Raw genomic sequence first — 26,562 nt, forward strand, 5'->3', positions numbered from 1 at the left:
GGGAATGTGCCTTGCGGCCAGATCCAACGTCGACATTTGAAACGCAACACCAAGCGCAAGGTTTGACGCGCATTGTGAGGAACATGTGAGTTTGGTACCCATCATCCTGTGCGGTGGCGCCGGTTCCCGGCTGTGGCCCGTGTCGCGTGAACTGCATCCGAAGCCGTTCATCCGTCTGTCGGATGGTCAGAGCCTGCTGCAGAAAGCATTCTTGCGCGCGGCGGCTCTGCCGGGCGTGGCGGAAATCCTGACGGTCACGAACCGGGAGCTGTTCTTCAAGACGGAGGACGAATTCCGTGCCGTCAATGAACAACATTGCGCTACCTCCTACATCCTTGAGCCGCTCGGCCGGAACACCGCCGCCGCGGTTGCGGCAGCATCGCTGCGCGTGGCGCAGACCCATGGTGACGATACCGTGATGCTGGTGCTGGCCGCCGATCATCTGATCGCCGATCAGGACGCGTTCCGCGATGCGGTTCAGCAGGCCGAAGCGCTGGCGCGCGAGGGCCGCATCGTGACCTTCGGCATCCATCCGGAATCTCCCGAAACCGGTTATGGCTATATCGAGGCCGATGGCAATAAGGTACTGCGTTTCGTCGAAAAGCCGTCGCTGGAAAAGGCGCGCGAATATCTGGCGTCGCAGCGATTCCTGTGGAATTCCGGCATGTTCTGCTTCACCGCGGGCGCCATGCTGCGCGAGCTGAAGGAACACGCGCCGGATATCCTGGAGGCTACCGAGGCCAGCCTTGCCAGGTCGCGTGTCGCTACCGCGAAGGGTTGGACTCAGGTGGAGCTGGAGTCGGAGAGCTTCGCCGCGGTGCCGGAAGACTCGATCGACTACGCCGTGATGGAAAAATGCACGCGCGCCGCGGTGGTGCCGTGCTCGATCGGCTGGAGCGACATTGGGTCCTGGGCCGCGCTGAGCGAACTGTCGAAGGCCGACGACAAGGGCAACCGCGTCGAAGGCGAGGCGCTGTTGCACGACGTCAGCGATTGCTATCTGGTGAGCCGCGACCGGCTGATCGGCGCCGTCGGGGTGGAAGGCCTGATCGTGATCGACACCCCCGATGCGCTGCTGATCGCCAACCGGGAACGGGCGCAGGACGTCAAGCATGTGTTCGCCAAGCTCAAGGCGCAAGGCCATGAGGCGCACCGCCTGCATCGGACCGTGCACCGGCCCTGGGGCACCTATACGGTGCTGGAAGAAGGCCCGCGCTTCAAGATCAAGCGTATCGAAGTGAAGCCCGGCGCCAGCCTGAGCCTGCAGATGCATCACCATCGCAGCGAACACTGGATCGTCGTCAGCGGCATGGCGAAGGTTGTCAACGGCGACAAGGAATTCTTCGTCGCAATCAACGAATCGACCTATATCCCGGCTGGCCACAAGCACCGGCTCGAGAATCCGGGCGTGGTCGATCTTGTCATGATCGAAGTGCAGAGCGGCGAGTATCTCGGCGAGGACGATATCGTCCGCTTCGAGGACATTTACGGACGTGCGTGACATGGCGGAAACCGCAGCAGCTGAACACAGCTACGACACCGACGACATCACCCGGCATAGTCATAGCGACGACATGCTGGTGGGCATGCGTGCGTCCCGCATCTGGGGCACGCTGGGCTGGCATGACATCCGCCAGCGCTATCGGCGCTCGGTGATCGGGCCGTTCTGGTTCACGTTGAGCACGGCAATCATGGTGATCGTGCTGGGGGCGCTTTACTCGACGCTGCTGCAGCAGGAAATCTCGGACTATCTGCCGTACCTGGCCATCGGCCTGGTGGTCTGGCAATACCTGGCCTCGGTCGCCAACGAAGGGTGTACCGCGTTCATCGGGTCGGCCTATCTGATCAAGCAGATACGCATCCCGCTGACCGTCCATGTGTGCCGCATTGCGTGGCGGAATTTCGTCATCCTGCTGCACAGCCTGCCGGTGGTGATCATCCTGATGGTCGGCTTCGGTCATTGGCCGACATGGGAATTCCTGGTCGTGCCGATTGGCCTGGCCATGCTGCTGCTGCACGGCATCTGGGTCGGCGTCGCTCTCGGCGTGCTGTGCGCCCGCTTCCGCGATATTCCGCCGATCGTGACGAACCTGGTTCAGGTGATTTTCTTCTTCACGCCCGTGATGTGGATGCCGGAGATCCTGAAGGATCGCTCCTGGATTGCCCACATGAACCCGCTGTATCACCTCATTGAAACAATCCGCGCGCCGATTACCGGCAGGCCGATGCTTTGGGAATCCTGGGCCTGGTCGTTCGGTCTGCTGATTCTGGGATTCGCGTTCGCGCAGTATCTGATGAGCCGATACCGCAATCGCGTTCCATACTGGCTGTAACACCGTGACCTCATCCATCGTTGCAAAAGACATCTCCGTCGCCTTTCCGATCTACGAGAACTCGCACCGTTCTCTGAAGAAGGCCGTGCTGAACCTGACCACGGGCGGCCGGATCGGGCAGGATGCCGGCAAGCACGCGATCGTGACCGCGCTCGATCGGCTCAGCTTTCGCTTCGCGGATGGTGAGCGGGTCGCACTGGTGGGCCACAACGGCTCCGGCAAGACCACGCTGTTGCGCACGCTGTCGGGCGTCTATGCGCCGGTCAGCGGCGAACTGCATACGCGTGGCAAGATCGCCTCGCTGCTTGACGTGTCGATGGGACTGGACCCCGACGCGACCGGATTCGAGAACATCTATCTGCGTGGCATTCTCGACGGCCTGCGGCCCGCGCGCATTCGAAGCAAGATCGACGAGATCGCCGAGTTCAGCGAACTTGGCGATTACCTGAACCTGCCCGTTCGCACGTACTCGAGCGGGATGATGCTGCGGCTGGCTTTCGCCATCTCGACCAGTGTCGAGGCCGACATCCTGATCATGGACGAATGGCTCAGCGTGGGCGACGCCGATTTCAGCCTGAAGGCGGCCAAGCGCCTGGACGAGCTGGTCGGCAAGGCTTCGATCCTGGTGCTGGCGTCGCATGACCCGAAGCTGGTGGCGCGAGTCTGCAATCGGCAGATCAAGATGGAACACGGCCGGATCGTCTCGGACGAGCCTGTGGTCGCCGCAGCCCCTGCCAGGGAGGAGGACGCGACAACGGCGGTTGCCGGCCTGGCTGCCAGCTCGGTCGGCTAAGGCGCGTCGTCGGATATCGATTACAAGGACGCCTGCGTACCGACAGGCGCCATGGAAAGCGCAGCCCCGCCTTCGGCGGCTTTCCCGAACACAGTGCGGTCAGCCCTATGAGCGACATGACATTTACTATGCGAGCTGATCATCCCTTGCTTCGTTATGGCGAACTCGTTTTTGCTCGCCAGCCGCTGCGCACGCTGAAGGGCGTGGTCGGCGGCTATATCGGCTATCCGATCGCCGAACGGCGGGAGCGCCGCAGCGTCACGCCGAAGGTGGCGGAGCTCCGCCGCCATTACGCCCAGCCGATGGCCGAACGGCGCCGGATTGCGCAGAGGCGGCTCGGGGACATCCTGACCTTCGCCGGCACCCATGTGCCCTACTACCGGGACCTGTTCCGCCAGGTCGGTTTCGATCCGCAGCGTGCCGCCGAGGATCCGCGCCGACTTGAGGTCCTGCCTTACCTGACCAAGGACATCATCCGCGAGCAGGGCGAGCGCATGCTGTCGCGCCCGCTGGCCGAACTGCGGCACCACGCGTGCAAGACAGGCGGGTCGACCGGGCTGTCCTGCACTATCTATTACGATCAGGAAGCGGCCGATTATTCGTCGGCCGTCACGCGCTATGCGCGCGAGCGCATCGGCAAGTCGGGCCATCGATCGGAATTGCATTTCGCCTGTCGCTTTCCCGATATGGCGGTGCCGCAATGGCCGTCCCGTGAAGACTTCAAATGCTTCGTCAATAACCGAAGCAACATCTTCTTCGATCGCATCGACGATGTGGGTCTGGAAGAGATCTGGCGTACCTTGCAGCGGCGCCGGCCGTATCTGGTCCATGCGCATCCGTCGACCATCTATGCGCTGGCCTGCTATGTGCAGCGCCGATACGGCGGTGGAAAGACCTTCGAAGTGTTCGAGTCCAGCGGTGAGCTGCTGGAGCCCCACGCCAGGAAGACCATTGCGGCCGCGTTGCAATGCCGGGTGGTCGATCGCTACGGTCTGGCCGAGCTTGGCGTGATGGCGTACGAGCTCGACGGAGAACAGGGTGGCTTCCAGGTGCTGGAGTCGGAGGGATGGCCGGAGTCCCGCACGGTCGAGAACAATGCGGACGGTGCGCACGAACTGGTGTTCACCGGTTTCCGCAACCGGCTGATGCCGCTTGTGCGCTATGCCACCGGCGACCTGGCTCGCGTCGAGGAACGTCCGACCGGCTTCTATCTGACCGATGTGGTCGGCCGCATCCACGACGTCGTGCCGATCAATGGCGTCGATCACCCGACCCACCATATCCAGGACATGCTGGATCACCGGGTCGGCGGGATCCAGGAATTCCAGATCGACCTGCGCACTTCGCCGCCGACGCTCCGGATCGTCCTCGAACCCTGGGCCAGCGCGGACGACACGATGGCCAAGCTCAAGGCGTTCTGGGGCGATGCCTTCACCGTGGCGTTTGTCGGCCATGACGACTTCGTGCGGGTCGGATCCCGCGCCAAGTTCAGGCATGTGGTGACTGGATGATCGGCGTCGCCTTTCCCTATCCCGCGCGGGCAACCGGGCAACTGGTGCTCGCGGCCCTGCGCCGTTCGGTCAGCGCGTCACAGGCGGCGGCTTTGTCGCGGGGCGCGCTCGCATCGGTCTCGACCCTGGTAGCGGTCGATATGCCCGACGCCTGGACGGACGACCTGATCGCGTGGCTGGCTCGGGGAAGGCGCAAGCTGATCTTGTTTGGCCGTATCTCGGACGTGCTGGCACACCATCTGGGCTGGCAACCGTCCGCGTTGCCGGACGCACTCGAACGGGCCAGCCGCAGCGAGCCGGCACCGCGTTCGGGCATGGCGGCGAGCCGTGCTGCGGTGCGCTATGGCGCTGCGGCCGCGGCGCTGGGTTTGCCGGCATGGCACCGACCGTTCGAGCGCTTCGATTTTGCCGACGAGTGGAACAACCTCGGCTACGGTGCGATCCGCGCGGACGGTTCGTGCTGGAGCATCGCGGTCGGTATGGATACCGGCGCAGACGAACTGGCAGCGATCGAAATCGATGGCCGGCGCCAGGGCAGCTATGCCGCGCTGGCACGGCGCGACGACGCCAGCGTGCTGTGGTTCAATCGCGCCGCCGGCCCATGCGATTCCTGGGAATGGCGGATCGTCGAGCAATTCCTGTCGGCGCACGGGGCGGAGACGCTTCCCTGCCATCCCGTGCTGTCCGAAGTGCCTTGGGGCCATGACGCCGCCATTACGTCGCGGCTGGATTGCGACGAAGACGTCGAGTCGGCCCGCCCTTTGTGGGACGCTTACCGCGAGGCCGGCGTGCCGTTTTCGCTGGCGGTGCATACCAGCACGCTGGCGGACGAGCGCCAGCACGGGCTGCTGCGCGAGCTGATCGCCGACGGCGGGGCTGTGCTGTCGCATACCGCGACGCACGCGCCGCAATGGGGCGGCAGTTATGAAGCGGCGCTGCACGAAGGTTGGGCCTCGGCGCACCGCTTGCACGCGGTGACCGGCCGCGAGGTCCGCTACGCGGTTTCGCCGTTTCACCAGACTCCGCGCTACGCCCTGCACGCATTGGCCGATCTGGGCTATGCCGGCTGCATCGGCGGCATCATCCGCAACGATCCCGAATTCGTTCTGGCGCGGGGCGGCGAACTGGCCGGTCTGCCGGCAGGCTTTGTCGGCCACAGCCAGCAATGCATGCTTCACGGGGACTGCCTGCTCGCGGAAGGCGATCCGCTGGCCGTTTATCGTGAGGCTTTCGACCGTGCTCATGCCACCGGCACGTTGTTCGGCTATCTCGATCACCCCTTCTCCGCGCGGTATGCCTATGGCTGGGCCGATGAAGCGGCGCGCATCGATGCCCATCGACAATTGATCGCACATATCCGCGCGCGCGCACAGTCGCCGCTTTTCCTGCACGAAGAGGCGGCAATGGACTTCCTGCAATATCGGGCGCAGGCGTCGGTGCGTGAGGAAGAGGGCGCCTATCGTGTCGCCGTGCCGGTCGGCGCATCGAACGGACTCCAACTCGCGATCGAGTATCACGGCCGCCGGATGTGCGCGACCGGATGGGAGGCATCGCGATGAGAGTCATGGTCGTGATGGGCACCCGCCCCGAGGTGATCAAGCTTGCGCCTGTCGTCGCGGCCCTGCGCGAAGCGGTCGACGTCACGGTCTGCAGCAGCGGTCAGCACCGCGAGATGCTCGAGCAGGCCATGTCGTATTTTGCGCTGTCGCCGGATATTGGCCTCGATTGCATGCGGCCCGGCCAATCGCTGAATGGTCTGGCATCACGCCTGCTGGCCGAGCTGGACGACGCCATCGCCGCCGAGCGGCCCGACTGGGTGCTGGTGCAGGGCGATACCACCACGGCCTTTTGCGCGGGCCTGGCGGCGTTCCATCGCGGCGTACGCGTCGGGCACGTCGAGGCGGGCCTGCGCACTGGCGATCTGGCCAGTCCCTTTCCCGAGGAAGCCAACCGGAGCCTGCTGGGCCGCATCGCCGCCCGCAACTTCGCGCCGACCAGATCGGCACGGGACAACCTGCTGAACGAAGGCGTCCGCGCCGATACGATCGTCACGACCGGCAACACCGTCGTGGACGCCATCGAAATGGTGCGCGCCGGCTGGGCGGGCCGGATACCGGAGCTGGCCCCCGAGCTGCGCCATGACGGTCCGCAGGTCCTGGTCACGTGCCATCGGCGCGAAAACTTCGGCGACGTGATGCTCGGTATCTGTACCGCACTGCGCGAGCTGTGCCGCCGCTATCCGCACCACCGCTGGATCTTCCCCGTGCACCTGAATCCGGCGGTGCGCGGGCCGGTGCTGCGTGAACTGGGCGGCGTTCCGAATCTGTCGCTGGTCGAGCCGGTCGACTATCCGACCAGTCTCTATCTGATCAGCCGCAGCGACCTGGTCGTCAGCGATTCGGGCGGCATCCAGGAAGAGGCGCCGACCTTCGGCGTGCCGGTGGTCGTGATGCGCAGCCATACCGAGCGGCGTGAAGGCGTCGATGCCGGGTTTGCGACGCTGGCGGGCCAGGACCCGCGGTCGATCAGCGCGGCGGTTGCGGACTGGCTCGATGCCCCGCAGCGTGTCGTTGCGTTGCGCGATCGTGCCAATCCATATGGCGACGGTCGCGCGTCGGCGCGCGTGGTCGCGAGCCTGCTGGGTCGGCCGATGGAGGACTTCGGTGGTTGAGGCGATCGACACGCCTGAAACGGCGAGCGCCCGTCGATCCGCGTCCGTGGTAGCCGGCGCGGAAGCGGGCGATTGCGTGTTGTTCTCCACCGCCGATTGGGACGAGCCTTACTGGACCAACAAGCAGCATATGGCATGCGAGCTGGCCGGCCTCGGCTGGCGGGTCCTGTACATCGAGAGCGTGGGCCTGCGCAGGCCCCGCATGGCGAGCGGACGAGACTGGAAGCGCCTGTGGCGACGCCTCTGGCGCGGCGTGCAGTCGGTGCTGATCGGTCCACCACGGCGCCGCGACAATATCTGGGTGCTGTCGCCACTGATCGTGCCGGCGAAGCATCATTGGCCCGTGGTGCGCTGGATCAATCAGGCCCTGCTGCGGCATGCGCTGAGGCGATTCCTGCGGGCCAGGCGTTTCGCGCGCCCGCTGGTGTGGACCTACCATCCGTACATGCAGAACGCAATCGCGGACGTGCCGCGCGGTGCGCTGGTCTACCACTGCGTCGACGATCTGTCGGCGGTGCCGGGCGTCGACGTGGCAGCGTTCGAGGCCGCCGAGCGCGGCTTGCTGCAGGCGTGCGACGCGGTCTTCGTCACCGCTCGTGCGCTCGAGGACCGTTGCCGCCCGTTCAATCCGCGCACGTATTTTCTGCCCAATGTCGCGGACGATCGCCACTTCGGCAAGGCGTTGGCGGCCGGACCGGTGCCCGACGACCTCGCGGCCATCCCGACCCCGCGCCTGGTTTATCACGGCGTGCTGTCCGATTTCAAGGTCGACTTCGCGCTGCTGCTGGAGGTCGCGCGTCGGCGGCCGGAGTGGCACTGGGTGCTGATCGGCGAGCAGCGCGAGGGGCAACAGAGCCCGCTGGTGGATGCGCTGGCGGCGTTGCCGAACGTGCATCTGCTGGGCTACCGCAGCTATGCGCAATTGCCCGACTATCTGCGCGGCATGCAGGTCGGACTGCTGCCGACACTGATCAACGACTACACCAGATCGATGTTTCCAATGAAGTTCTTCGAATACCTGGCGGCCGGCCTGCCGGTCGTGTCGACTCCGCTGGCGTTCGCCGAGGACGGTCCGGCAGGCCTGGAAATCGGCGCGGACGCGGACGCGTTCGAGGCGGCGATCGAGCGCCAGCTGGGGCGAGGACGGTTGGGCGAGGAGGAGGCCCGGCGCTTTGTCGGCGACAACACCTGGCGGGCACGCACCGTGCGCATGCTCGAACGCGTCCGTACGTTGGAGGCCAGACCATGAAGGTGATGTTCGCCACCTACCCGATGGCCTTCCACACGCCAGGCGGGGGTGAGATCCAGCTGCTGGCCTACCGCAAGCACCTGCCCGCGCATGGCGTCGACGTTTCGCTGTTTGACCAATGGGCGCCGCGTTTTCTCGAGCACGACGTGGTCCACTTCTTCTCGTGCATCGGCGGGTCGGTGCACTTCTGCCATTTCGTCAAGCAGTTGGGCTTGCCGCTGGTCGTGTCGACCAGCCTGTGGATCACCGAAGGCACGCGGCATCTTTACCCGGTGGACGAGATTCGTGCCCAGCTGGCGCTTGCCGACCGGGCCGTCACCAACTCCGACATCGAGAGCGACATGCTGGCCAGCGTGCTGGACCTGCCGCGCTCGAAGTTTGCCACCGTCTACAACGGCATCGACGAGTTCTTCCTGCAGAAGGTCGGCCCGGAAGGATTCCGGCAACGCTTCGGTATCGACGGTCCATTCGTGTTGAACGTCGGCAATATCGAGCCGCGCAAGAATCAACTGGCGCTCGTGCGCGCCATGAAGCGGCTGCCGCAGTGCCGTCTGGTCCTGATCGGTCATCAGCGCGATCCGCAGTACGCGGGCCGGGTGCTGGAGGAGGGCGGCGAGCAGGTCAGCTACCTGGGACCGATGCCGCACGACGAAACGCTGCTGTCCGCGTACACCGCATGCGAACTGTTCGCCCTGCCCAGTACGCTGGAGACTCCCGGTCTTGCGGCGCTGGAGGCTGCGGCCCAGGGAGCGCCGCTGCTGCTGACCCGGGAGGGGTCGTGCCAGGAGTATTTTGGCGACCGTGCCGTGTATGTGGACCCGGCGTCGGTCGACGCGATCGCCGACGCGATGCGCACCATGCTGTCGAACGGTGGCCGCGCGGGCGCGCCGGGACAGGCGAACGCCGCGGCGTCCGCGTTCCGGCCGGAGGCGTTCACCTGGTCGTCCACGACGGCGGCGTTGCGCGATGTCTACCGGCAGCTGGCGTAACGCATGCCGATCGACGCGCAGATACACAGAACGGCCATACGCCATTAGAACGATGATGAAACCCCGTTTCGCTTCCACCCCGCAGAGCAGCGCCAAGCCGCGCGTCCTGATGGTCACCCATGTGATGCCGTACCCGCCCGCGGCGGGCAACGAGATCCGCATCTACAAGATGCTGTCGTGGTTCCGGCGCAAGGGATATGCGGTCACGCTGGTGCTGAAGCCGCTGGGCGACACCGAAGTCAGCAATCAGTGCATCCTCGGTCTGCGCGACGTCGTCGACGAGCTGCATGTGTTCGACAATCGTATCGTGCTGCCGCGGCCCGGAGGCACCATGGCCAAGCCGGTGCAGGTCGACACCGACTTTGCCGACGCCGAACTGTCCCGTATCCAGGACGGCTTCTGCCCCGACTGGTTTGCCGCCGAAGTGGCACCGATCGTGGCCGCGGTCCGTCCGGACGTGGTGATCGCCCAATACGTCTTCATGAGCCGTATCCTCGAATTGCCGGAATGCGGGGATGCGCTGAAGATCATCGACGCCCATGACCTGTTCTGCCGCAAGCAGAAGACCGTAGAACAGTATGGGATCAAGAACTACAGCCTGAGCCTGACCGAGGCACAGGAAAGCGCCTTGCTCCGCCGCGCCGACATCGTGCTGGCGATCCAGAAGGCCGAACAGGATGAGCTGCGGCAATTGGTGCCGGAAGTCGAGGCGCTGCTGACCTCGTTCGATCTGGATATCCATCATGGCGATCCCGCCGCGGTGGTGCCCGACCAGGTGCTGATCGTCGCATCGAGCAACGAATTCAACGTCAAGGGAACGCAGGACTTCCTCGACTATACGTGGCCGCTGGTACGTGCCGCGCGTCCCGGCGCGCGTCTTCGCGTGATCGGCAAGGTGTGCCAGTTCGTGCATTGCGACGATCCGACCGTATCGCTGCTCGGCTTTGTCGAGAGCCTCGAGGCGGAGTACGAGCAGGCTGCGGTCGTGGTCAATCCCTGCCGCGTCGGTACCGGCCTGAAGATCAAGACCATCGAGGCGCTGGCATGGGGCAAGGCGCATGTGGCCTGGCCTTCCGCAGCGGACGGACTCCGGGAGCTCGGCGACGTGCCGGCGGTGATCGTCCACGACGCGGTCGCGTTTGCACGCGAGATCGTAGCGCTGCTGGCGCGGGAGCCTGAGCGCGTCGCGCTGCAGCAGGCCGCCCACGCCTTCATCGAACAACATTTCGGTTCCGAAAGCGTGTATTCCGCCCTGACCGGCCGGATTGACGCGTGCCGCAACCACGACATCGAACAGGTGCCAGCTTGACCAGCAAGATCGCCATCGTCATTACCCTGCCCGAAGCCGCGCGTCCCGAGCAGCAGGCCGTTGCATGCCATGGCGCACTGGCCGATGCGCCGCTGCGGCAGCTCGTCGAGCGCGTCCATGTCTTCGTGCCCGCGGGCGCCGCGCCGATCTCTGACGATCCGATGATCGAGACGATCCCGGTGCGGGACGCCGGCGACTACATCGCACGGTTGAACCGCGTCGTGCATCCGCTGGCGGAAGCCGGCACGCCGGTACTGTTCACCGCGCCCGAATACGCATTCGACGGGGAGGCGGTCGCGCGGCTGCTGGAGGCGCTGGAAGCGGATCCGCTGTATGGCTTTGCCGTGCCGCGCACCAATATCGGCGGCTCGGCCCCCATCCCGCGCCAGTCCGGGGACGAGGCCCTGGCCAGCCGCGAACCCCTCGCGCCGTTTCTGCAGGCCCTGCCGTCGCGCTGGGGCGGTGGCATTGTCACTAGCGCGCCTGTCCTCGTGCGGGGCGACATGCTTTACCACTTTGGCCGGCTCGACGGCAAGGACGAGCGGCTGGGCGATGCGCTCGGGCGGCTGTTCATCCGTGCCAACCGCCGCGGCTACAGTGCCGTGGTCTGCAACCGCGCGTTGTTCTTTGCCGCCGAGTCCGCGCCCTATCCCGGTGCGGCGCAGCCGCCGTCGATCGAACGGGCGGCCGACTATGCGCGCGCCATTGCGCGCCGTGCGGAGTTCCCGGAGCAGCGCTGGGAGGCGCTGCTGTGGCAGCGGCTCAAGCCGAAGGCAACGCGTACCGTATTGTTCGATATCCGCAACCTCGCACCCGGCTACAACGGTACCGCGCAGCACATCCTTTCGCTGCTTGATCCGATTGTCCGGCTGGCCGAAAGTGTGTCGGTGGCCCCGCGTTTCTGGGTGCTTCCTGAGGCCGCGCAGTTCCACGGTTTGGATCGGACCATGCCGGATGCCCTGATCCACACGATGCCCGACGATGCCATCTTCGATGCGGCCATCCGTCTGTCGCAACCGTGGAGCTTCAGCGAACTGCGCGACCAGGCGCGCCGGTCGACCGTGAATCTGTATCTGATCATGGACGCCATCGCCTGGGACTGCCATTACATCCGCATGCCGCATATCGATGGCGTATGGCGGGCGGCTGCCAGCTATGCCGACGGCTTCGTCTTCAACAGCGGCTATACGCGCAATGCGTTTCACGAGCGCTTCCCGGCATCGCGCGATGTGCCGAGCGCCATCTCTTACTGCTCGCTGGATCCGGCTGAATACCATGCACCGCCAACAGGGGGCGACGCGCCGGACGGCGAACCGTATGTGCTGGTGGTCGGCAACCAGTACTACCACAAGGGCCTGCACGAAGCGGTGCGCGTGCTTGCTGCGGGCTTCCCGGAGGCACGGATCCGCGTTCTCGGCGAGGTCGGGGAGCAATACCCCAACGTCGAGCAGTTGCCATCGGGCATGTTGTCCAACGAAGCGGTCGATACGCTGTTCCGCGAATGCGCGTGCCTGGTGTTCCCGTCGTTCTATGAAGGATTCGGTCTTCCCGTGCTGAAGGCGCTGTCGTTCGGCAAGCCGGTGATCGCGCGGCAAAGCCAGCTGATTGACGAGATACGGACGCGCGTCAGTCCTGTCGATGGCATCGTGCCGTTCTCGCGGCGGACCGAATTGCTGAGTGCCGTCAGCGAGGTGCTGGAGCGCAAGGACTACTGGACGAATTGCCGGACCCAGACGCAACGGCCCGCCCAGGTCTTCGGTTGGGAGGCGGCTGCCCGCGAAGTGCTCGCGCTGGTGGACGCATCGCTGCGCGATGCGGATGCCGGGCGCTGCCTGCAGCGGCTGGAGTTCTTCTATCGGATCGATCAGTTCGACGTGGAGCGCGCGGGTTGGGCCAATGCGGCGCAGAACAAGGTCATCTTCGAAGTGGAGATGGAAGAATGAAGCTGCTTACCTTGTTCGTCCGCTACGGCGATGCCGACTACCAGGGCGCATTCAAGCGGCTGTGCCAGCTGTACCAGCGCATCGAAGGGCTCGACTACGATGCGGTCCTGATCGACACGGCGCTGCCCACGGACCTGACGGTCAGCCTCGGTCCGAACATCGTCATGATCGGCGGCGACAACTCGCGCCGCGAATTCAGCGGCTGGGACACCGCGCTGGCGCGCTTTCCCGCTTTGCTGGACGGGTACGATCTCGTACATATCGTGACGTCGGCGTTCGAGAACGAGTACAACGGCTTCTATCCGTACATCAATCGGCAGATGTTCGACTATGCGGCGAGCCACGACGATGTCGTGCTGGCGCATATCGATGCCTATCCCGACGCAGTGCGGCAGTTCGGACGCAGTTTCCAGACGTGGGGCTGTTCCAAGTTCCTGATTGCGGTCCCCGAGCGCATTCGCAAGCTTGGCAGCTTCGTCGGCCGGTTTGGCGCGGAGGCGCTGTTCGCGCCTTCGTCCGACCGCCCCTTCCGTGAAGACGCGCCCTTGTCGGCGAACTACCAGTCCTATCTGCTCGAATGGCTGACCGGCGATGGTCTGCCGCACGGCAAATGGCATTCGGTGTTCGAACTGTCGCCGCAGAACCTGCAGCGCTTTCAGGCGAAGGCAATCTCGATAGTCGACGAACATGCGCTGTCGATGCGGCTGCGCGAGACCGGCGCTCGCATTGTCGACTATACGTGGCTGCATTCCCGTGGGCTCGAGCAGGACGCCGGCAGCATCCCGGACGAAATCCAGCAGGTGCAGGAACGCAACCGGTATCTGTTCGACAACCCCATCGTCGAGCGCAGCCTGGATCTCTCCGACCATCGGCATCACCGCAGTCTGGCGACGCTGTTCCAGCGGCGGCAGAAGAGCGAGACGCCGTTCGGCCGCACTCCGGTGCTCGAGGCGCTGTGGCTGGGCAATCGTGTGCTGCGGTCCCAGTTCGATCTCGACGATCCGCTGCACTGCGCCGCCATCCACCTGAACCAGGGCGTCGCGATCGATGGCGAACAGCGCGACTGGCTGGCGCGCCCCGATACCACACTGCCGCAGGACGGCTGGCTGCCGCTGACGCGCGGCCTGCATGCCATCTATCTTGCGCGCGACGATCTGCGTGCCTCGTTCGATCTGGCCACCCGCGGCGGCAGGCACGGTCTGGTGTCATGGTGGTTGCTGGAAGGACTGCGCGATGCGCGCTACGTCGGCTTCATGCGCGACGACATGTACGCGCGCGTCGACGAAACCGTGGTGCAGGACCAGCCCCTGCCCATCACCTGCGGCTTGCACGCGCTATGCGAGGCTCGCGACGATTTGCGCGAGCAGGCGGATCTGTCGACCGAGGCCGGGCGGCGTACGCTGCTTTCCTGGTGGATGCTCGAGGGGATCCACGATCCTTCGCTGAGGACGTGCATGCCCGCGGCGCTGTACGCGGAGGTGTGCACTCAGGTCCAGCAGGATGCCGCCATTCCGCTGACGCGGGGTTTGCTGGCACTCAGGGTAGCGCGGCAGGACTTGCGGGACATGGATACCGCCACGCGCGAAGGGCGCGAGCGGCTCGTGTCGTGGTGGGTGCTGGACGGCCGCCACGAAGCCCAACCCATCTGCATCGTGCGGCCTGAGGAGTATGCGGCCGTCGACCCGGCGATCGTGCAGGACGCACTTCTGCCCATTACCAAGGGCCTGCATGCCGTCTGCAAGGCGCGCACGGATCTGCGCGACCAGATCGATCTGGCCACGCCCGAAGGCAGGGGCAAGCTGATCCAATGGTGGATTCGCGAGGGTGCCGGAACACCGGCATTCGACGGCTTCCTGCCAATCGCGTTCTATCACGAGCTGGCGCGCGATATCGCGCAGGATGCGCCTCTGCCGATTACGCGGGGCATGCAGGCCTTGCACGCTGCCCGCGACGATCTGCGCGAATTTGCCGATCTGGCGGGAAGGGAAGGGCGCGCGGCCTTTGTCTCGTGGTGGATTCGCGAGGTGCCGGGCAACGCGTTTCTGGCTCAGCTGATCTCCCGCGACCAGCTGCAGCAGCCCGACGCCACCGTGACGCAGGACCAGCAGGTTCCCATTACGCGGGCGATGCGGGCACTGTACACGGCGCTGGCCGGCGGGCCGGGTACCGACAAGGCCCTGGAGCAGGCAGAGGGCCGCGGTGAACTGGTGGCATGGTGGAGCGAGCAACTGCTGCGCGGCGCGGTTCCCCGCGCGCTGCTGCCCACCGACGCAACACTTGGCATCTCCGACCCGACGCAGCCCGGCAACGAGCGCGACGTAGTGCATCCGCTCGCCGCAGCGGCCTATGCCCAACGGTCCGACCTGCGGGACGCGTTCGACACCGGCACGGCCGAAGGCCGCCTGGCACTGAACTTGTGGCTGTTCAACTTCGGCAAGTACGAGCTGCGCCTGCATATCGAGGACGAAGAGCCGCCGACGCATGAAATCCGGCGTCCGCCGCACGGCGGGACAACCGGCAAGTTCCTGCGCGGGGGCGTCAATATCGTGGGCTTCGGGCGCGGCGAACTGGGGATCGGCGAGGACGTCAGAATGGCATCGCTGGCGCTGCGGCACGTCGATATGGACCTGTGCGTGCCCGCTATCCCGCTGGCGATCGGCGCGCGCCAGCAGGACCTGTCCCTGCGTGCCTATGAGGTGGACGCGCCGCTGTACAACACCAATCTCGTGTTTCTGCCCCATTACGAGACGATCCGGCTGCTGGGCGCCACCGGCGAAAAACTGTTCGGCGACCGCTACAACATCGGCTGCTGGCAGTGGGAGTTGCCGGCCTACCCCCGCGGCATGGAGCTGGCGCTGGAACTCGTCGACGAAATCTGGTCGAGTACCCGTTTCACCGCCGAGGCAATGCGCGGTGCCACCGACAAGCCAGTGCTTGTCATGCCGATGGCAGTCGCGTTGCCGCCGTTGAGCCGTGCCTACACCAGGGCAGAGTTCGGCCTGCCTGAGGACGCGTTCGTCTTCCTCAATATCCTGGACGGCAATTCCAGCGTCCATCGCAAGAATCCGCTGGCGGTGATCAAGGCGTTCCAGCGGGCATTCCCGCGCGGCACCCGCGGTGTTCACCTGCTGTTCAAGACGATGAACATGGGCAGTGCGCCGAGCCAATGGGACGATGTGCTGGCGCTGTGCCGCGACGATCCGCGTGTCTCCATCATCTCCGAAGCCATTGCGCGCGAAGCGGTGATCGGGCTGCAATCCGTCTGCGATTGCTTCGTGTCGCTGCATCGTGCCGAGGGCTTTGGCCGCAATATCGCCGAAGCCATGCTGCTGGAGAAGCCGGTAATCGTATCGGCGTTCTCGGGCAACACGGACTTTACCAACGACACCACGGCGTTCATGGTCGGTGGCGAAGCCATCGCAGTTGGTGCCGGCGAGTATGCATTCGCGGACGGTCAGCATTGGTGGGATGCCGACGTCGAGTCGGCGGCGTCGCAGATGCGGCGCTGTGTCGAGGACGAAGGCGAGCGCCGGCAGCGTGCGCTGGCGGGCAAGCACTTCGTGCTGGCCCACTATTCGCCGGAAGCGGTGGGGCGCAACTATCTCGAACGGCTGCAGCAACTGAACGCAGCGAGCAAGGAGGGCGCATGACGCTATTCATCGCCGCACCGGACATTCACGTCGGCGACGCCGTGGGCAACCACTGCCTCGGCATCGCCCGCGCCGCCGAGCGCCTGGGCATCCCGGCGCGCGCCTTCGCGAAACACTACACCGGCGACGTGGAACCGCTGGATACGCTGTTCGAGCAGATCCAGCCGCAAGACACGCTGCTGGTCAGCTATTCGATCCACGATCCGATGCTCGAGCGGATGCTTGCGTTGGGAAACCGCAAATTGTGCTATTTCCACGGCGTGACCGAGCCCGAACTGCTGCGCGAATTCGAGCCGGTCACCGCGGATCTGTGCGCACGCTCGCTGGAGCAGTATCCGCTGCTGCGGCAGTTCGATCTGGTGATGGCCAATTCCCGGCTGACTGCGGCATCGCTCGCGCCGCATCTGCGGGCCGACGAGATTCTGGTGATTCCGCCGGTATGGCCGGATATGCCGCTGTTCCGGCATGTCCCTGCCGGGCGAGCCGACCGCACCGGCCCATTGACGCTGCTCGTGGTGGGACGGGTCGTTCCGCACAAGCGGGTCGAGGATGCGATCGAGATCCTGGCGATGGTCCGGGAAAGCGGTGTCGACGCCAAGCTTGAAATCGTCGGCAGCGCGCCCAACGGCGTCTATCTCGCCTTCCTGCGCGAGCGCGCGGCGCAATGCGGCGTGGCCGAGCACGTCGAGATCACCGGGATGATCGATGACGAAAGCCTGTTCGCGCGCTTCGACCGCGCCGGCGCCATGCTGTCCGTCAGCCAGCACGAAGGGTTTTGCGTGCCCGTGCTCGAGGCCATGCATCTGGGCGTGCCGACCTTCGTGCGCTCCGGTACTGCCGCGAGCGAGGTCGGCGCCGATGCCACGGTCTCGTTCGACCGTCTGGAGGAGGCACGCACGGCGATCCTGCAGATGCATCGCGACCCGGGGCGCCGTGCCGCCATGATCGAAGCCGGAAAGCGGCGCGCGGCGGCCGTGCTGGCGCAGGCCGACGACAAGGCCCTCGCCGCTGTGCTGTCGGTGCCGCGCCAGGCCAACAACTTCTAGCTGGATATCATCTTGTCCGATCCTCGTGTATTGATCACCACCTACCACCAGGCGTTTCTGGTGCGTGGCGGCGGCGAGTACGAAATCTTCTCGGTGGCCGACAGCCTGAAGCAGCGCGGTCTGATCGTCGACATCTACGGTCCTTATTCCAGGGACATGGACAACTACGATGTCGTGCTGCATTTTTCGGTGCACGGAGGCGGTATCGAGTTGCTGCAGGAATTGAAGGCGACCGGCAAGCCGGTGGCACTGTGGCCCAATCTGTGGGTCCGGGACATCGGCAACGCGCCGGTCGACCTGGTCAATCGGCATGTCGATCTCGCCGACGCGGTGATCTTCAAGTCGGACGCAGAACTCGCGCACTTCCGCGAGCGCTTCCGCCTGCCGGCCGAGAAGGAGCGCCGCGTCACGGTCGGTGCCGACGCTGCCTACATCAAACGGGCGCCACAAGGCCTGTTCCGCAGCCTGTATGGTCTGGATCGCTACGCGATCTGGTTCGGCGTGATCGAGCCGAACAAGAACCAGCTGGCCGCGATTCGCGTGTTGCGCGAAAAGGGCATTCCCCTGGTGCTGGTCGGCCGCAGCCGCGAGGAAGCGTACTTCCGCCAATGTCGCGAGGCTGGCGGCGACAACGTGCTGTTCATCAAGGGACTGCCGCAAAAGTCTGAAATCGTCCGCAGCGCGCTGCAGGAAGCGCTGTTCTATATCGAGGTCTCGCATGAGCCGCCGGGGCTGTCCGCTATCGAGGCGGGCCTGTCCGGCTGCCGTCTGCTGTTGAGCGATTCGGCCTGGTCGCGCGAGCACTTTGGCGATCATGCGGTTTATGCCGATCCCGCCAGCGACGAGGCCATCGCCGCTGCCGTCGATCAGGTGCTGGCGCTGCCCGCCGATACTACCTCGCTGGTCGATGACATGCGGCGCTTCTGCCTTCCCGGCGCCATCAATCCTCTGATCGACATCCTGCGGAGCATTGCCAGATGATGCTCTATCTGGTCCGCCATGGCCGTTCCGTGGCCAACGATGCCGGGCTGGTCACCGGCACCACAGCCGACGAGCTCGACGCCATCGGGGTCGCGCAGGCGCAGCGCATGGCGGCGTGGTTGTCGCATGCCGGCATCGTGGCCGATCGGTACATGACCAGCCAGTGGTGCCGCGCGCAGCAGACTGCCCGCTTGCTGATGCCGGCCGCGGATTGGGAAGTCGACTCCCGGTTGGGCGAGACCGATGCCGGCGAAGTTGCCGACTGGCAGCTCGCTCGCTTTCTTGCGCAATGTCCGGACTTTTATGCCGATCCGGGCAACCGCTATCCGGGTGGCGAGTCGCATCTCGCGCTGAACCAGCGCGTGCTGGGCTGGCTCGACGAGCAATTGGCACGGCCCGTCGATGCCCTGATGGTGGTGGCCCATTCGGGCCCCATTTCCTGCATTCTGCAGCATATCCACGGCGTGGGGATGGAGCGCTTTCCGGCCTTCCTGCCGGCCCATGCCAGCCTGTCGGCGATCGAAATGGTGCGCGGCGATGATGCATGGCATGGCCGCCTGCTTGCTTTCGCACTGGGTCCGCTGGAAAACCTGCCGGTCGCCATCCATGGCGCGCGGGGGAGGGCGGCATCGTGAAGGTCGTCGCCTTGCATCGCGAATCGCATGTGGCACAGGGCGTGCCGTCGTTATCCGTCGCGGCCCGTATCACCGAGGTGCTGGAGTTCATGGAGTCGCGCGGCCAGCTGGTCTTCACGGCGATTTCCGAGAACGACGAAGCGGCGCGCAACGGCGTCAATTGGGCCGATGTGCTGATCCTGAGCAAGCACAGCTCTCAGCGCGCGCTTGACCTTGTCCGCCATGCCCGGGCCCGCGGCGTGCGCGTCGTCTACGACATCGACGACTGGATCTTTTCGTTTCCGAGCTATAGTGGTGCGCAGGCCCACAACAGCAAGGTCGCGCTTATCCGCGAGATTCTCGCCCTGTGCGACGTCGTGACGGTGGCGAACACCGTCCTGCTCGACAAGGTCCGGCCCTATGTGCCGGAACCTGTGCTGGTGCCGAACGGCATGTGGGTGGAGAAATATGCGGCGGGCGTGGTCGAAGAAGCGATGCCGCCGCGCATCGTCTTCACCAACGCAGACTTCCTGAAGATGCAGAGCGCGAAAGACATGCTGCTGACTGCGCTCCAGGTCTTTTTCCTGCGTCATCCGGACTACGCGCTGGACTTCTATGGCGACCCCTTTCCGGAGATGTTCTCGTTGCCGTTCCTGCATTTCACAAACCGGATGCCGTATGCGGACTACATGCGCGCGCTGGTTTCGGGCCGCTACCAGTTCGCGATCACTCCGCTGGGCGGCAGCGAGGACGTGGAGGCGGCCGAGTTCAACGCCTGCAAGAACCCCTTCAAGTATCTGAACTACGGTACCGCGCGCGTCCCGGGCATCTATTCGTCGGCACCGATCTATCAGGGTTGCGTGGTGCCGGAACGCACCGGGCTGCTGGTTGGCAACGACTTTCAGGAGTGGGTGGACGCGCTCGAGCGCCTTGCCGGGGACCGCGCGCTTCGGCACCGGATCCGCGATGCAGCGTTTGACGACGTGATGCGCGGCCACCACGTGGAGGCGAGCGCCGCCGCGCTGGCCGCGGTGCTATGAGGCCTGCGATGATGGGCGCCTCCATCGTGACAAAGGGCGGGCGGCGGCCGCTGCGGGTGCTGCACGTGTATCGGACGTATTTCCCGGACCCGCCCGGCGGGCTGCAGGAAGCCATCCGGCAGATCGCGCTCGGTTGCCAGCCTTACGGCGTCGAGAGCCGCATCTTCACGCTTTCTCCGAAACCCGCGCCATCGGAGATCGCTCTGCCCGAAGGGACGGTGCTGCGCAGCCGCTCCTGGGCGGCGCCGGCGTCGTGCGATCTCGGCGGGATCGGGTCCGTGCTGCGCTATCGGCGGGCAGCGGCCTGGGCCGATGTGGTGAATTTTCACTTTCCCTGGCCGTTCGGCGACGTCCTGCATCTGCTCGGCGGCAGCAGCCGTCCCGCGGTGATGACGTACCACTCGGATATCGTGCGCCAACGGATGTTGGGCCAGGTCTATGGTCCGCTGATGCGTCGCACGTTGCGCGCGATGGACGCGGTAGTCGCGACATCGCCAGCCTATGCCCGGACCAGCGAGGTGCTGAAGGCCAATGTCGCACCGCAGCGGCTGCGCGTCATCCCGCTCGGCATGGCGGATCTGGCCGAAACGGCGCCGAATGCCGGCGAGGCGGAATCGCTGCTGCAGCGCTTCGGCCTGAGCGGACGGCCGTTCCTGCTCGCGTTGGGGGTGCTGCGCTACTACAAGGGGCTGCACTCCCTGATCGAGGCGGCGCCGGCCATCGCGGGCGATATCGTCATCGCCGGGTCCGGTCCGGAGATGGAGCGGCTTCGCGCGCTGGCGGCGCAGAAGGGTGCCGCCAACGTCGTCTTCGCGGGCCAGGTCTCCGATGCGGAAAAGGCCGCGCTGCTGCGTGGCTGCCGCGCACTCGTGCTGGCTTCGCAATTGCGGTCGGAGGCATTCGGCATGGTACTGGTGGAGGCATCGATGTTCGCCAGGCCGATGGTCTCCTGCGAGATCGGCACCGGCACTTCCTATGTCAATGCCGACGGCGTCACGGGCTTCGTGGTGCCGCCGGAATCGCCTTCCGAACTGGCGGCGGCCGCTTCCCGCTTGCTGGATGACGGCGCGCTCGCCGATCGAATGGGCCGCGCCGCGCGCTGCCGCTATGAGCAGCTGTTCTCCGGCGCTGCGCTGGGGCGAGCGTACAGCGATCTGTATCAAGAAGTCGTGGCGGCTTGCGCAGCGGGCCGCTCCACGCAGCGGGCCTAGCGTGCATCTACGCAAGGATGGCAATCATGGAGGCGCGATGGACCATGTTCTGTTGACCGGCTCTGGCGGATTCGTTGGCGCGGCGTTGTTGCGCGCGCTGGAAGCCATCCATGCGCAAACGACCTGTGTGGTCCGCAGTGGCCCAGGGCGGCCGGAAATGCAGCGGCGCTACCTCGTCGTCGCCGACGACTTCGCCGATATCGACGCGGTGTGGCCGAACTCGCTGCGGCCGGATTGCGTGATCCACCTGGCGGCACGGGTCCATGTCATGCGCGATCGTGCGCCCGATCCGCTTGCCGCGTTCCGGGCAACCAACGTCGAAGGCACGCTGCGTGTGGCCCGTGCCGCGGCGCGGGCGGGCGTACGGCGTTTCGTCTATGTCAGCAGCATCAAGGCGGTGGCTGAAACCGATCCCGGGCGTCCGCTGCGGGAGAGCGATACGCCGGCGCCGGTCGATCCCTATGGCATATCGAAGCGGGAAGCCGAGCAAGCGCTGGTTGAGCTGTGCCGGGATCACGGAATGGAATGGACGGTGGTGCGCCCGCCGCTGGTCTACGGCCCGGAGGTCGGGGCGAACTTTCGCAGTCTGCTTGGCGCGGTGGCTCGCGGCGTACCGCTTCCGCTGGCATGCGCCAATGCGCCGCGCAGTCTGGTCGCTGTCGACAATCTGGCCGATGCGCTGCTGGCATGTGCGCGCCACCCCGCCGCCGCAGGCAAGATCTTCCATGTCTGCGACGGCGAGGACGTCACGGTCGCGCAACTGGCGCGGCTGATGGGCGACGCGCTGGGCCGGCCCGCCCGCCTGCTGCCGGTGCCGTTGACGCTGCTGAAGCTGGCTGGTGCCCTGACGGGCCGGCGCGATGCCGTCGCGCGGCTGGTCGAGCCGCTGCGGGTCGACAGCGCCAGGATCGTCGGCGAACTGGGCTGGCGACCGCCACTGACGCTGCGCGAGGCGCTCAAGCAGACGGCGGACTGGTATCGGCAACAAACCACGGGCGAGATCGCGCATGCCGTTCGCTAGCCTCCTGCTGCCGCCGGCGGCTCTCGCCTTCATCGCCAATGCGGCGCTGCTTTATCTGTTGCTTCGTACCGGCCTCGCATGGCGGCTGGCCCTGGACGTGCCGAATGCGCGCTCGCTGCATCAGCGTCCGACCCCGCGCGTCGGGGGCGTCGGCGTGACGCTTGTCAGCGCGATATCGATCGCCGTATTTGCCCCCGCATTGAGCGCACTGGCCGGACTCGCGCTGGCACTCGGCATGCTGTCGTTGGCCGACGATCGATGGGGTATGCCGGCGCGCTACCGCTTCGCGGCGCATCTCGGTGCGGCAGCCACGCTGCTGTGGCTGCTTCCGCTGCCATCCGCGCTGTGGATGCTTGCACCGGTGCTGGCGGTTGCCGTCGTGTGGGCGATCAATCTGTACAACTTCATGGATGGCGCGGATGGCCTGGCGGGAGGCATGGCAGTCATCGGCTTTGGCGCCTACGCCGTTGGCGCCGGTCCGGCACATTCGGACCTGGCGATTGCCTCGATCACGGTGGCGGCGGCCGCCGCCGGCTTTCTGGTCTTCAACTATCCGCCGGCGCGCATGTTTCTCGGCGACGCCGGCTCGGTGCCGCTCGGCTTCCTGGCCGCGGCACTCGGTTACTGGGGCTGGCGGGAACACGCCTGGCCGTTCTGGTTTCCCGCGTTCGTGTTCGGGCCCTTCGTGGCAGATGCGACCGTGACGTTGTTGCGGCGGCTGCTCAATGGAGAGCGCTTCTGGGAAGCGCATCGGACGCACTACTATCAACGGATGGTGCAGATGGCCGCCGGCCATCGCAGTGTGGTGCTGCGGTGGTATGTGCTGATGCTGGTCGGTACAATTCTGGCCGTCATGTCGGTCGACATGCCCGGCTGGAAATCAGGTGCGGTGATGGTGACATGGGGATTGCTGCTGATCGGTCTTGGTGTGACGATCGATCGTCGCTGGCGTCAATTCAAGTCCGGTTAGATTTACCGAGAGATGTCCAAGATGCCGATTCTCAAAGCCTCACGCGTGGGTGCGCGCTGGTTGTCGCTGGCCGCGTTCGCCTTCGATGTCGGTTCCGTGGCCGTTGCGTGGCTCCTTTGCTACGTGATCCGTTTCAACGGCATGCCGCCGGACGATTTCCGCGAGAGCGGGTTGACCGCAATCGCGTGGGTCGTGCCGGTGTACGCGGTGATGTTCCGCGTATTCGGCCTCTATCTTGGCATGTGGGTGTTCGCGAGCCTGCCCGACCTGTTCCGCATCGCCAAGGCGATCGTCGCGGGTGCCATCGTCGTGACCGTCGCGTCCACGATGCTGCAACCGTCGCCGCCGATCCCGCGCTCGGTGCTGCTGCTGATGCCGGTGATGCTGTTCTTCATCATGGGCGGAAGCCGGGCGGCGTATCGTGCCACCAAGGAGTTTTACCGCTATGGCGGCTTGATTGGCCAAGGCAAGCCGGTGTTGCTGCTGGGGGCCGGGGAGGCCGGCGCCAGCCTGGCTCGGGAATTGCGCCGGTCGCCGCAATGGCGGCTGGTCGGCTTGCTCGATGACGACGAGCGCAAGCTCGGGCGCGAGATCCATGGCTACAAGGTGCTCGGCCGCATCAGCGATCTGAAGGAAGTGGCGGAGCGCCACAAGATCGAGCACGTGATCATCGCGATGCCGTCGGCACCCGCCCCGATTCATCGGCGCGTGGCGCGCCTGTGCGTACGCGCCAATGTCCGTGCGCTGGTGCTGCCGGCGCTGACGCCGCTGACCCAGGGTCAGCCGTTCATGTCGCGCGTGCGGCAGATCGACCTGGAGGACCTGCTGGGCCGCGAAGAGGTGACGATCGACACGCCGCACATCGCGCAGTTGCTCGAAGGCAGGGCCGTCATGGTCACCGGCGCAGGCGGCTCGATCGGTTCGGAACTTTGCCGCCAGATTGCGCGGTTCCACCCGGCCACGCTGATCGCCTATGAGATCTCGGAATTCGCCAGTTACCGACTCGCGGAGGAATTGCACGAGCACTTCCCGCGGCTCAATGTGATTTCGGTGGTCGGAGACGTCAAGGACACGCTACTGCTGGAGCAGACGATGCGGCGCTTCGCTCCCTACATCGTCTACCACGCTGCCGCGTACAAGCACGTTCCGATGATGGAGGAGCTCAACACCTGGCAGGCGGTCCGAAACAACACGCTGGGCACCTACCGCGTGGCGCGTGCCGCGATCGACCACGGAGTCCGGCGCTTCGTGCTGATCTCCACGGACAAGGCTGTCAATCCGACCAACGTGATGGGTGCCTCCAAGCGCCTTGCGGAAATGGTCTGCCAGGCGCTGCAGCAGACGACCTCGACGACCCAGCTGGAAACGGTCCGTTTCGGCAACGTGCTCGGCAGCGCCGGCAGCGTGATTCCGAAATTCCAGCAGCAGATTGCCCGCGGTGGTCCCGTTACCGTCACGCACCCTGAGATCATCCGGTATTTCATGACGATTCCGGAGGCAGCCCAGCTGGTGCTGCAGGCGTCCAGCATGGGCGAGGGCGGAGAGATCTTCCTGCTCGACATGGGGCAACCGGTCAAGATCGCCGACCTGGCGCGCGACCTGATTCGCTTGTATGGCTTCGACGAGAACCAGATCCGGATCGTCTATACGGGCCTGCGGCCCGGCGAGAAGCTGTACGAAGAGTTGCTGATGGATGACGAGACCACCCGTCCAACGCCCCACGACAAGCTGCGTATTGCCCGGGCGCGGGAGGTGCCGGAGGAGCTGCTCAGCGAGGTGCTGCCGTGGCTGATGCAGCGGCGCATTCCTTCCGATGACGAGGTGCGACGCGACCTGCGCCGCTGGATCGTCGAATATACGCCCAGCGTACGGCCGACATTGCAGCCGGTGCCCGAGCGGTCGTGGTCCAGGACGGGCTGAACAGGCTGCCCGCGGCGCGTGCCGCCGCCCGCAGCTGGCAGGCGGCGGTGGCGTTAGCCGATATGCCACCCCTGGCGCCAAGGACCTGCATTTCCTAGCGGGTCGCCGGCGCCCGCGATTGCCACGCGGAACGCCGTACCGTGCAGCGGCGGGAGCGCGATGGAGAAGCCGGTGTTGCTGCTGCCATAGCCCGCGGCAGCGACATCTGGACGCGGCCCGCCAGTCGTTCCGGCCGCTACCACCTCGTTCCCGCTCCATACTTCGATGGAAACCGGCCGGTCTGGCCGGGTCAGATTGATTGCCCAGCCGCTGACCATGTTCTCCCCCACGGCGTCGACGAAGCCCTCGTAGATGTCCGCGGGCGCGGCGATGGATCGCTGGCTATGCTCGATATAGTCGCGGATCGGGGCAAGGTCGAAACTCAGCGCGATATCGCGCAGCTTGCCGAGGTGCGCGTGGTCGTAGCCGAAGATCATCGACGCATGTTCGTGCGGATTCTCGACCTTGTTCAGTTCCGCCTGTACGGTCCGGACCAGGGCCAATGCCTTGTCGAACAGCTCGCCGCCAGCGGCCTTGTCGCGGTCGTTCGACTCGCGGACATCCCGGTACAGCGCGTAGTCCCACGCATTGTCCGCCAGGAATTTTTCGCGCGCCGACTCGCTGAGCTGTTGCTTGCGGCTGCCCGAGATGTTGGTCACGTTGGTTTCAGCGTAGAAGGGCAGGCCAAAGCCTGTCCTTCCGCACAATCTCAACAGAAACGCACTCATGTCCTCGCACAGTCCGGCGACCGGGATATGGTGGCGCAGGTTATATCGGGCCAGGTCGAGGCTGTGCTCGTTCAATGCCGGATCGCCGCTGAGCATATGAACGTACAGATTCTTGCCGGCGTACGATCCGGCCACCCATTCGTCGAGCGAAATCTCGCCGCGCCGGACCATGGCTTCTACCGTCGATACGCTGGCGCCGCGTTCGACCTCGCCGTTCTTGCCATTGAAGGCATACCAGTAGTGCGAAATCTGCCGCGCCAGCGGATCGCGCAGAATGGTGCAATAGGCCAGCGGCTTTTTCAGCAACCGGTGCATGCCGAACGGATGATGGCCGCCGCCTACTCCGGTTTTCACCAATCGTCCCAGGCTGGTACGCCATTCCGGATCCCGGTCCCATTCAAAATGAACAAACTGGCGTTCACCTCGATTCAGCTCGAAGAAGGAAATGACGGTAGAACCGCCGCTCTTGGGCGGATGAATGAAAAAGATCGGTGCGTGCATGATGGGCATCCAGGGATGCGCGAAGGATTTTGTTAGCGCCCGG

The 26,562-nt window shown here is 65.4% G+C and carries 20 protein-coding genes; 19 read left to right on the top strand and 1 reads right to left on the bottom strand.

Going from position 1 to position 26,562, the window contains the following annotated elements; genetic code table 11:
• Nucleotides 1–85 precede the first annotated feature (85 nt).
• The 19 genes from FOB47_RS12870 (at nucleotide 86) to FOB47_RS12960 (ending at nucleotide 25,251) form a co-directional block, all read left to right on the top strand.
• Nucleotides 86–1,501, top strand: a complete 1,416-nt coding sequence (locus FOB47_RS12870; RefSeq protein ID WP_053821171.1) for a mannose-1-phosphate guanylyltransferase/mannose-6-phosphate isomerase — start codon at nucleotides 86–88, stop codon at nucleotides 1,499–1,501.
• 1 nt (nucleotide 1,502) lies between these two features.
• Nucleotides 1,503–2,333 carry an ABC transporter permease gene (locus FOB47_RS12875; RefSeq protein ID WP_174781252.1) on the top strand — a complete coding sequence of 277 codons (831 nt, stop codon included), beginning with the start codon at nucleotides 1,503–1,505 and terminating at the stop codon, nucleotides 2,331–2,333.
• A 4-nt stretch (nucleotides 2,334–2,337) separates the two neighbouring features.
• On the top strand, nucleotides 2,338–3,126 hold the full coding sequence (locus FOB47_RS12880) for an ABC transporter ATP-binding protein (protein ID WP_174781253.1): 789 nt from the start codon (nucleotides 2,338–2,340) through the stop codon (nucleotides 3,124–3,126).
• Nucleotides 3,127–3,254: 128 nt separating this feature from the next.
• Nucleotides 3,255–4,637, top strand: a complete 1,383-nt coding sequence (locus FOB47_RS12885) for a phenylacetate--CoA ligase family protein (RefSeq protein ID WP_174782412.1) — start codon at nucleotides 3,255–3,257, stop codon at nucleotides 4,635–4,637.
• A complete protein-coding gene (locus tag FOB47_RS12890) occupies nucleotides 4,634–6,196 on the top strand; it encodes a polysaccharide deacetylase family protein (RefSeq protein ID WP_244959412.1) in 1,563 nt (520 codons plus the stop codon). The genes FOB47_RS12885 and FOB47_RS12890 overlap by 4 nt, the downstream gene beginning before the upstream one ends.
• A complete protein-coding gene (gene wecB / locus FOB47_RS12895) occupies nucleotides 6,193–7,308 on the top strand; it encodes a non-hydrolyzing UDP-N-acetylglucosamine 2-epimerase (protein ID WP_174781254.1) in 1,116 nt (371 codons plus the stop codon). The genes FOB47_RS12890 and wecB overlap by 4 nt, the downstream gene beginning before the upstream one ends.
• Before the next feature lie 130 nt (nucleotides 7,309–7,438).
• The gene (locus tag FOB47_RS12900; RefSeq protein WP_226994881.1) at nucleotides 7,439–8,557 is read left to right on the top strand and encodes a glycosyltransferase; all 1,119 of its coding nucleotides are present in this window, start codon (nucleotides 7,439–7,441) and stop codon (nucleotides 8,555–8,557) included.
• A 5-nt stretch (nucleotides 8,558–8,562) separates the two neighbouring features.
• Nucleotides 8,563–9,546 carry a glycosyltransferase gene (locus FOB47_RS12905; RefSeq protein ID WP_244959466.1) on the top strand — a complete coding sequence of 328 codons (984 nt, stop codon included), beginning with the start codon at nucleotides 8,563–8,565 and terminating at the stop codon, nucleotides 9,544–9,546.
• Nucleotides 9,524–10,855, top strand: coding sequence for a glycosyltransferase family 4 protein (locus tag FOB47_RS12910; protein WP_226994824.1), 1,332 nt, complete (start codon nucleotides 9,524–9,526; stop codon nucleotides 10,853–10,855). Before FOB47_RS12905 ends, FOB47_RS12910 begins: the two co-directional genes overlap by 23 nt.
• Nucleotides 10,852–12,798: a glycosyltransferase family 4 protein gene (locus FOB47_RS12915; RefSeq protein WP_174781256.1), complete on the top strand. Its 1,947-nt coding sequence runs from the start codon at nucleotides 10,852–10,854 to the stop codon at nucleotides 12,796–12,798. The genes FOB47_RS12910 and FOB47_RS12915 overlap by 4 nt, the downstream gene beginning before the upstream one ends.
• Nucleotides 12,795–16,448 carry a glycosyltransferase family 4 protein gene (locus FOB47_RS12920; protein ID WP_174781257.1) on the top strand — a complete coding sequence of 1,218 codons (3,654 nt, stop codon included), beginning with the start codon at nucleotides 12,795–12,797 and terminating at the stop codon, nucleotides 16,446–16,448. Before FOB47_RS12915 ends, FOB47_RS12920 begins: the two co-directional genes overlap by 4 nt.
• Nucleotides 16,445–17,494 (top strand): glycosyltransferase, encoded by a 1,050-nt coding sequence (locus FOB47_RS12925; protein WP_174781258.1) that lies wholly within the window; start codon nucleotides 16,445–16,447, stop codon nucleotides 17,492–17,494. Before FOB47_RS12920 ends, FOB47_RS12925 begins: the two co-directional genes overlap by 4 nt.
• Nucleotides 17,495–17,506: 12 nt before the next feature.
• Nucleotides 17,507–18,475 (top strand): glycosyltransferase, encoded by a 969-nt coding sequence (locus FOB47_RS12930; protein WP_232962984.1) that lies wholly within the window; start codon nucleotides 17,507–17,509, stop codon nucleotides 18,473–18,475.
• Nucleotides 18,472–19,110, top strand: a complete 639-nt coding sequence (locus FOB47_RS12935) for a histidine phosphatase family protein (RefSeq protein ID WP_174781259.1) — start codon at nucleotides 18,472–18,474, stop codon at nucleotides 19,108–19,110. Before FOB47_RS12930 ends, FOB47_RS12935 begins: the two co-directional genes overlap by 4 nt.
• Nucleotides 19,107–20,129, top strand: coding sequence for a glycosyltransferase family protein (locus FOB47_RS12940; protein WP_198751341.1), 1,023 nt, complete (start codon nucleotides 19,107–19,109; stop codon nucleotides 20,127–20,129). The genes FOB47_RS12935 and FOB47_RS12940 overlap by 4 nt, the downstream gene beginning before the upstream one ends.
• Before the next feature lie 50 nt (nucleotides 20,130–20,179).
• Nucleotides 20,180–21,340 (top strand): glycosyltransferase, encoded by a 1,161-nt coding sequence (locus tag FOB47_RS12945; protein WP_174782415.1) that lies wholly within the window; start codon nucleotides 20,180–20,182, stop codon nucleotides 21,338–21,340.
• A gap of 37 nt (nucleotides 21,341–21,377) precedes the next feature.
• On the top strand, nucleotides 21,378–22,361 hold the full coding sequence (locus FOB47_RS12950) for an NAD-dependent epimerase/dehydratase family protein (protein WP_174782416.1): 984 nt from the start codon (nucleotides 21,378–21,380) through the stop codon (nucleotides 22,359–22,361).
• The gene (locus tag FOB47_RS12955; protein ID WP_174781261.1) at nucleotides 22,348–23,331 is read left to right on the top strand and encodes an MraY family glycosyltransferase; all 984 of its coding nucleotides are present in this window, start codon (nucleotides 22,348–22,350) and stop codon (nucleotides 23,329–23,331) included. Before FOB47_RS12950 ends, FOB47_RS12955 begins: the two co-directional genes overlap by 14 nt.
• A gap of 12 nt (nucleotides 23,332–23,343) precedes the next feature.
• Nucleotides 23,344–25,251, top strand: a complete 1,908-nt coding sequence (locus FOB47_RS12960; RefSeq protein ID WP_174781262.1) for a polysaccharide biosynthesis protein — start codon at nucleotides 23,344–23,346, stop codon at nucleotides 25,249–25,251.
• A gap of 53 nt (nucleotides 25,252–25,304) precedes the next feature.
• Here the strand turns inward: FOB47_RS12960 and FOB47_RS12965 are convergent, their stop codons facing one another.
• Complete coding sequence (locus FOB47_RS12965; protein WP_053821188.1) at nucleotides 25,305–26,519, bottom strand: sulfotransferase family 2 domain-containing protein; 1,215 nt, start codon at nucleotides 26,517–26,519, stop codon at nucleotides 25,305–25,307.
• Nucleotides 26,520–26,562 lie beyond the last annotated feature (43 nt).

The organism is Cupriavidus gilardii, from assembly GCF_013347325.1.
Taxonomy (GTDB): Bacteria; Pseudomonadota; Gammaproteobacteria; order Burkholderiales; family Burkholderiaceae; genus Cupriavidus; species Cupriavidus gilardii.